Genomic DNA, 6,032 nt, shown 5'->3' on the forward strand with positions numbered 1-6,032 from the left:
TTAATCTGTGGCCTGCTGGCAGGCAAGAAATATTAAATTTGTTACGCGATTTCTGCAATGTCGGTTAACCTAACCGCACCTTCTTTAGTGTTCACAATGATGCCGCTTGAACCGTTAATGTTTACACTTTCAATATTTTTGAAAGTTGCAATAGGCAAGCTAGAAAACTGGCCATTGGTGCTACCTTGTGCCGATAATGTGTATTCCCCTTCAGGTAAACGCTCACCGCTTTCATTATTACCATCCCAAGCGAAGCGAACAGCGCCCGCAGGCTGAGAACCCATATCAATTGTTCTCACTAGCTGTCCTGAAGCATCAGTTACACTAAGTGTTAAGCTTTCAACTGCACTTTCAGCAACGATAGACCCTTTAGCATCACCTGATTCATTTAAATCAACAGTATTTGACTCTAGTAAAGCCTGCTTGCCAACAAGCGTTGAAGCTTGCAGGGCTGAGTTTGATGTCATCGAAGTAGCCAACGTATCAAAATTTGAATTCAAATCACTGATACCTTGCGCCATCGTAAAGCTAGTCATTTGAGCAATCATTTGATCGTTATCCGCAGGGTTACTGGGATCTTGATACGATAATTGCTGAGTTAACAAAGAAAAAAAGTCTTCTTGCGTTAACGCATCACTCTCATTGTCGCTGGTCGCTACTTGCGATTCTTGCCAACGCAAAGAGTCTAAATAGGATGAAGATGTACTAATATCGTTACTCATAACCTACCCTCGGTTACCGCTGCCCTAGCAACAGTGTTTTACTTAGCATTTGCTTAGCTGCATCAGCAACTTGCACGTTTGTTTGGTAAGAACGAGAGGCAGAAATCATATTTGCCATCTCCTCTACAACATTAACGTTGGGTTTATAGATATAGCCATTTTCATCCGCACTTGGATGGTTTGGGTTATATTCAATTTGTAATGGTGCATCGCTTTCAACAATGCCCAAAACTTTAACACCAACTGCGGAGCCCTGCTGGTTACTTACTGATGCTGAAGCCTTTGTTAGCTCAGCCGCAAATACAGGTTGGCGCGCTCGGTACGTTTTGTCTTGAGATGAACTAATGGTATTAGCATTAGAAATATTACTAGCTGTCGTATTTAAGCGAACGTTTTGTGCGCTCATACCCGAACCTGCAATATCGAAAACATTATATAAACTCATAATTTTTATCCTTGACTACCGAGAGCTTTATTCAGGCCTTTAAATTTGCCGCTTAAGAACTGCAAGCTGGCCTGATACTCCATAGCATTCTGTGTATACAAGTTTCGTTCCACTTGTATATCAACCGAGTTACCATCACCAGTATCTGATTGATTTGGCAAACGAAATGATTCTGAACTGCCCATACTATGAGTACCTCCACCAATGTGTTTATCATTAGTTCTTACCATAGTATTGCCGCTTTGCTGGGTTGACCTTGCCGCTTTTAAAGCAGAGGCAAAATCAATATCTTTTGCTTTATAGCCAGGCGTATCAGCGTTAGCTATATTAGTTGCAATTAATTCTGCTCGCTGTGAACGGATCAACATGGCTTGCGGATGCACACCTAATGCTTTATCAAAACTGATAGCCATAACCTTCTCCAAAAAATTGACTTACCCATTAATAAAGCAAAAAATAAGCCATTAATATTAGGGCATGCTATATTTTTATAAGACTATGTATCTAAATAGAAAAACGACGCTAGGTGCGTCGTTTTAGGGAAGGGAGTTAGCTTAATTACTTCTTTTGGTAAATAATACCAGGGTTGCACCTAACCATATCAAACTCAGTACTTAGGCCAGTTAGGGACTCTGACGCGCCTAAAAATAGGTAACCGTTTGGATTTAACGCTTGTGCAAACTGGTTAATAATTTTAGCTTTTATTTCAGGCGCAAAATAAATTAGTACATTTCGGCAAAAAATAATATCAAACTTGCCCATTAACGCGTAAGAATCGAGCAGATTTAAATGCCTAAAACTAACTTGTTTTTTTATTGTATCGTTTACTTGTGCCATACCGTTGCCGCTGTCTTTAAAAAACTTTTTACGACGCTCTGCAGATAACCCTCTGGCGAGTGCCAGCGCGTCATACTCTGCATTTTTACACATATCAAGCATGGTATTAGATATGTCGGTACCAATAATTTGTGCCCCCATACGAAGCACACCTGGTTGCTTAGCACTAAATTCAGCAACCGACATAGCTATTGAATAAGGTTCTTGGCCTGACGAACTGGCAGCAGACCAAATTTTTAAAGGTCTTCTTAAATCTTTAAATTCAGGGAAAAGCTTGTTTTGGAGCAACTCAAATGGGTATTGATCTCTAAACCACAAAGTTTCGTTGGTGGTCATTGCATCAACAACAGCGGCTCTTAATTGCCGCTCGTGAGGCCCGAGAGTTTTACTAACCAATTCCGATAAAGATCCCACATTAAATCGAGTCATTAACGGAGCAAGTCGGCTTTTAACTAAATACTGTTTATTTTCACCTAAAACAATGCCGCATTGCTGCTCTAAAAACGAACGAAACTGGTCGTATTCACTTTGCTGCAAATCTTTATTATTCAAGTTAGTAGCACCTATTTTTGTTAATCACAATGAACCCACTTTTTAACCGCTGTTGCTAATTCATCTGGGTTAAATTTAGCAATAAAGTCATCTGCCCCTACTTTTTCAATCATCGCTTGGTTAAAAACACCACTCAAAGAGGTATGCAAAATAACATGCAAAGGTGCAAGTTTGGGATCTGCTTTTATTTCAGCTGTTAAGGTATAGCCGTCCATTTCTGGCATTTCAACGTCTGAGATAAGTAATGCTACTCGCTCTGTAATATCATTTTTACAATCAAGCTCTGCTATTTCTTTAAGCCTAATTAAAGCTTCCTTACCATTTTTAGCAAGCTCTGTTTGAACACCTAGCGGCTCTAAGGCTCGTTTAACTTGATTACGCGCAACAGCAGAGTCATCTGCAATAAATACGATACGTTCGCCTAAATCTCTTTGAATATCGCCACTTTGTGCAACTTCAGCACTTACTTCTGTGTTTACTGGACAAATTTCGTTGAGAATTTTTTCTACATCGAGAATCTCGACTAATTCATTTTCGATTTCGGTCACTGCTGTTAAATATGAATAACGTCCGGCGCCTGATGGCGGTGGCATTATTTTTTCCCAATTCATATTTACAATACGTTCAACTCCGCCCACTAAAAACCCTTGCACAGAGCGGTTGTATTCAGCAATGATTATAAAGCTGTCTTTAATGTTGTCGATTGGGCGCCCACCTACAGCCATTGATAAATCAATAACCGAAATGGTTTGACCACGAATATGTGCAACACCACGAATATACGGATTAGATTTTGGCATGCTTGTTAGTGGAGGGCATTGCAGCACTTCTCTCACTTTGAATACATTAATACCAAAACGCTGACGCCCTCTGAGCTTAAATAAAAGTAATTCTAGGCGGTTCTGCCCAACCAACTGTGTGCGTTGGTTTACTGAGTCTAAAATGCCTGCCATTCAAATCTCCTAAAGAAAACAAATAATACGGAACGATAATTGCTTTCTATTTATAAAGCTACATAACATCGCGGGTGCGTCTACTTTTTGACGCAAAATATTTATACCCTGTTTGAAACCATAAGCATAGTCGAAACATTATGAGTTTGTTAAAAAAAATCAGAAGATACAGTGTTTTTTATTTTGTTACTAGCTTGTGCTTTGTATTCCCTTTGCAAGCTAAAGTGTTTAGTAAAGATTTATTACAAGACATGGCCGTTGCTTACATAGCTAAGCAAATTGGTACATTACAAAATACTAATACTCAATTAAGTGCTCTGCCTTTAGACAGTCGCATTCCTGATCGTGTCTGTAATACAGAGCTTGAATTATCAACATCCGATGAGCCACCATTTAACCGCCAAGTAACCTTACAAGCCAAGTGCAATGATGCTCAAACGTGGGCTCAATACGTTCATGTTAGAGTTGTTGAAATGGCCCCAGTTGTTGTTGCTACTGCTAATTTAACCCGCGGTGAAGTAATAACTAAATCGCATTTAAGTATTGAAATGAAACCAACTCACTTTGTACGAATACAGTACTTAGATGATCCCACAATGCTAATAGGTAGTAGAAGTAAACGAAATATTAGAAGTGGTATGCCAGTATTACTAAACCAAATTTGCATGGTGTGTAAAGGTGACTCTGTTAATATTTACGCAAACCTGAGGGGTCTTAGAATTAAAACCACAGGTATTGCTTTAGAAGACGGTACTTTGGGCGAACAGATACAAATAAAAAACAAAAAATCAGGTAAAGTTTTAAATGCGCGAGTAGATGGTGTAGAGTCTGTTCAGGTGAATATTTAATTTAGATTTATACTAAAGTATCCTACGTATATGCCGATAACATGGCATAAGTTGGGTAATATACGGGTTTATTATTATGGTTAATCAAGTTAATGGCAGTAATCAACAAGCTAATGCGTTAACAAATGCAAAGCAGCAACAAGTTGATTTAAAAAAAGATAACGCAAATACACAAGCTGCTCAGGCCCCTTCGCCTAAAGCTGCAAGTGATTCTGTAAGTTTAACGCCGCAAGCGCAGCAATTAAAAACGCTTCAAGATAAAGCACAGCAATCGCCTGGCTTTGACAGCGATAAAGTTGCTGAGCTAAAAAAAGCAATAACTGAAGGTAAATACCAAGTGGACAGTGAAAAGCTTGCTAAAAACTTAGCTGATTTTGAGTTTAACGTGTATGGCTGATCATAATAGTTTAATTAGCGTAAAGCTAAACCAACAAGTAAGTTGTTTAGACTCTTTACACACGCTATTAAACGATGAGCTTACTGCTATTGCCTCACGACGTGGTGCTGGTTTAAAAGAAATTGCCCAACAAAAAATGTCTTTTTTAACTAAGCTAAGCACTCTAGATAAAGAGCTAAGTAAGCTCATTGCCAGTAACGATACACAAAGCCCTGAAATATCTGAGCTAATTAGCCAAGTTAAAACTCAACTTGCACAATGCCAAAAACAAAATAATGTTAATGCTCATGCTGCCCGTCAAGCGCAACTTAGTGTTAAACAATTAAAAGAGATATTAATTGGCGCACCAACGTCAATGACCTACGACCAAGCCGGTAAATCTGTAAATACCGAGAGTAAATTGGTTCGTAATTTAAAAGCGTAAGCCCAAAATTTTACATTAAAAAAGCCTTATTGATAAATCAATAAGGCTTTTTTAATGTCCTTGTCTCGTCCTGAAATGTGTTTACACATTTAGGATTTATTATGACCAAGTCAAATAATACACCGCTCAAACGAACACAACGAGATTATTCATTAGGCTTTAAATTACAAGTTGTTCACGCTGTAGAAAAAGGCGATATGACTTATAAACAAGCCCAAAAAATTTATGGCATACAAGGTCGTTCTACCGTGCTTACTTGGTTAAGAAAACACGGTAAGATGGATTGGACTCAATCACCTAAGATAACTATGCCTACATCACCTAAAGCCAAAGAAAGTCCCGCTCAAAAAATCAAACGCCTCGAACGAGAGCTTGAAGATGAGCATTTACGTAACCTGTTACTCAATGAAGTGGTTAATATTCTTGACGCTGAGCATGGGACAAGCCTTCGAAAAAAGTATATTGCCAAGGAGCAAGAAGCCTTCAAAAGCAAAAAATAGTTAGCTTAGAACGTGCTTGCAAGCTGCTTGGTATAACGAGACAAGCGATATATCAACGAGAGAGCAGAGCTAAATTGCGTGCGATTGAACTCGCACCCGTTAAAGCGATGGTATTGGAAATACGACGCTTTATGCCGCGTTTAGGTCGAGACGCTTTCTTTAGTTACCTGAAAAATGAACATTTATTGGTTAAGCCTAAGCGTAGTTATACAAAAACTACGTTTAGTAAACATTGGATGAAAAAGCATCCTAACTTACTTAAAGATAGGCAGCCATCGAAGCCAGAAGAGGTATTTGTAAGTGTGTCTCGTCCTGAAATGTGTTTACACATTTAGGATTTATTATGACCAAGTC

8 protein-coding genes and 1 pseudogene are annotated in these 6,032 nt (G+C 38.8%); 4 read left to right on the forward strand and 5 right to left on the reverse strand.

Annotated elements, in window-relative coordinates; genetic code table 11:
* Positions 1-41 precede the first annotated feature (41 nt).
* The 5 genes from QT16_RS01115 to QT16_RS01135 all read right to left on the reverse strand — a co-directional run bounded on the left by QT16_RS01115 (position 42) and on the right by QT16_RS01135 (position 3,509).
* Positions 42-722 (reverse strand): flagellar hook assembly protein FlgD, encoded by a 681-nt coding sequence (locus QT16_RS01115; protein ID WP_039484684.1) that lies wholly within the window; start codon positions 720-722, stop codon positions 42-44.
* A 13-nt stretch (positions 723-735) separates the two neighbouring features.
* Positions 736-1,167 (reverse strand): flagellar basal body rod protein FlgC, encoded by a 432-nt coding sequence (flgC, locus tag QT16_RS01120; RefSeq protein ID WP_002959429.1) that lies wholly within the window; start codon positions 1,165-1,167, stop codon positions 736-738.
* A 5-nt stretch (positions 1,168-1,172) separates the two neighbouring features.
* A complete protein-coding gene (gene flgB, locus QT16_RS01125) occupies positions 1,173-1,580 on the reverse strand; it encodes a flagellar basal body rod protein FlgB (RefSeq protein WP_002959431.1) in 408 nt (135 codons plus the stop codon).
* A gap of 145 nt (positions 1,581-1,725) precedes the next feature.
* Positions 1,726-2,556 carry a CheR family methyltransferase gene (locus QT16_RS01130; protein ID WP_039484688.1) on the reverse strand — a complete coding sequence of 277 codons (831 nt, stop codon included), beginning with the start codon at positions 2,554-2,556 and terminating at the stop codon, positions 1,726-1,728.
* Positions 2,557-2,576: 20 nt separating this feature from the next.
* On the reverse strand, positions 2,577-3,509 hold the full coding sequence (locus QT16_RS01135) for a chemotaxis protein CheV (protein ID WP_002959434.1): 933 nt from the start codon (positions 3,507-3,509) through the stop codon (positions 2,577-2,579).
* Positions 3,510-3,649: 140 nt separating this feature from the next.
* Here QT16_RS01135 and flgA point away from each other — a divergent pair, with 140 nt between their 5' ends.
* From flgA to QT16_RS20495, 4 genes and pseudogenes are all read left to right on the forward strand, one after another.
* Positions 3,650-4,357, forward strand: a complete 708-nt coding sequence (gene flgA, locus QT16_RS01140) for a flagellar basal body P-ring formation chaperone FlgA (protein ID WP_007581857.1) — start codon at positions 3,650-3,652, stop codon at positions 4,355-4,357.
* A gap of 76 nt (positions 4,358-4,433) precedes the next feature.
* Positions 4,434-4,754, forward strand: coding sequence for a flagellar biosynthesis anti-sigma factor FlgM (gene flgM, locus QT16_RS01145; protein WP_002959436.1), 321 nt, complete (start codon positions 4,434-4,436; stop codon positions 4,752-4,754).
* Positions 4,747-5,178, forward strand: a complete 432-nt coding sequence (gene flgN / locus QT16_RS01150; protein WP_039484691.1) for a flagellar protein FlgN — start codon at positions 4,747-4,749, stop codon at positions 5,176-5,178. The genes flgM and flgN overlap by 8 nt, the downstream gene beginning before the upstream one ends.
* A 101-nt stretch (positions 5,179-5,279) precedes the next feature.
* Positions 5,280-5,980 (forward strand): annotated as a pseudogene (locus QT16_RS20495) (transposase family protein); the annotation flags it as partial.
* Positions 5,981-6,032 lie beyond the last annotated feature (52 nt).

The sequence above is a fragment of the Pseudoalteromonas distincta genome (genome assembly GCF_000814675.1).
Taxonomy (GTDB): domain Bacteria; phylum Pseudomonadota; class Gammaproteobacteria; order Enterobacterales; family Alteromonadaceae; genus Pseudoalteromonas; species Pseudoalteromonas distincta.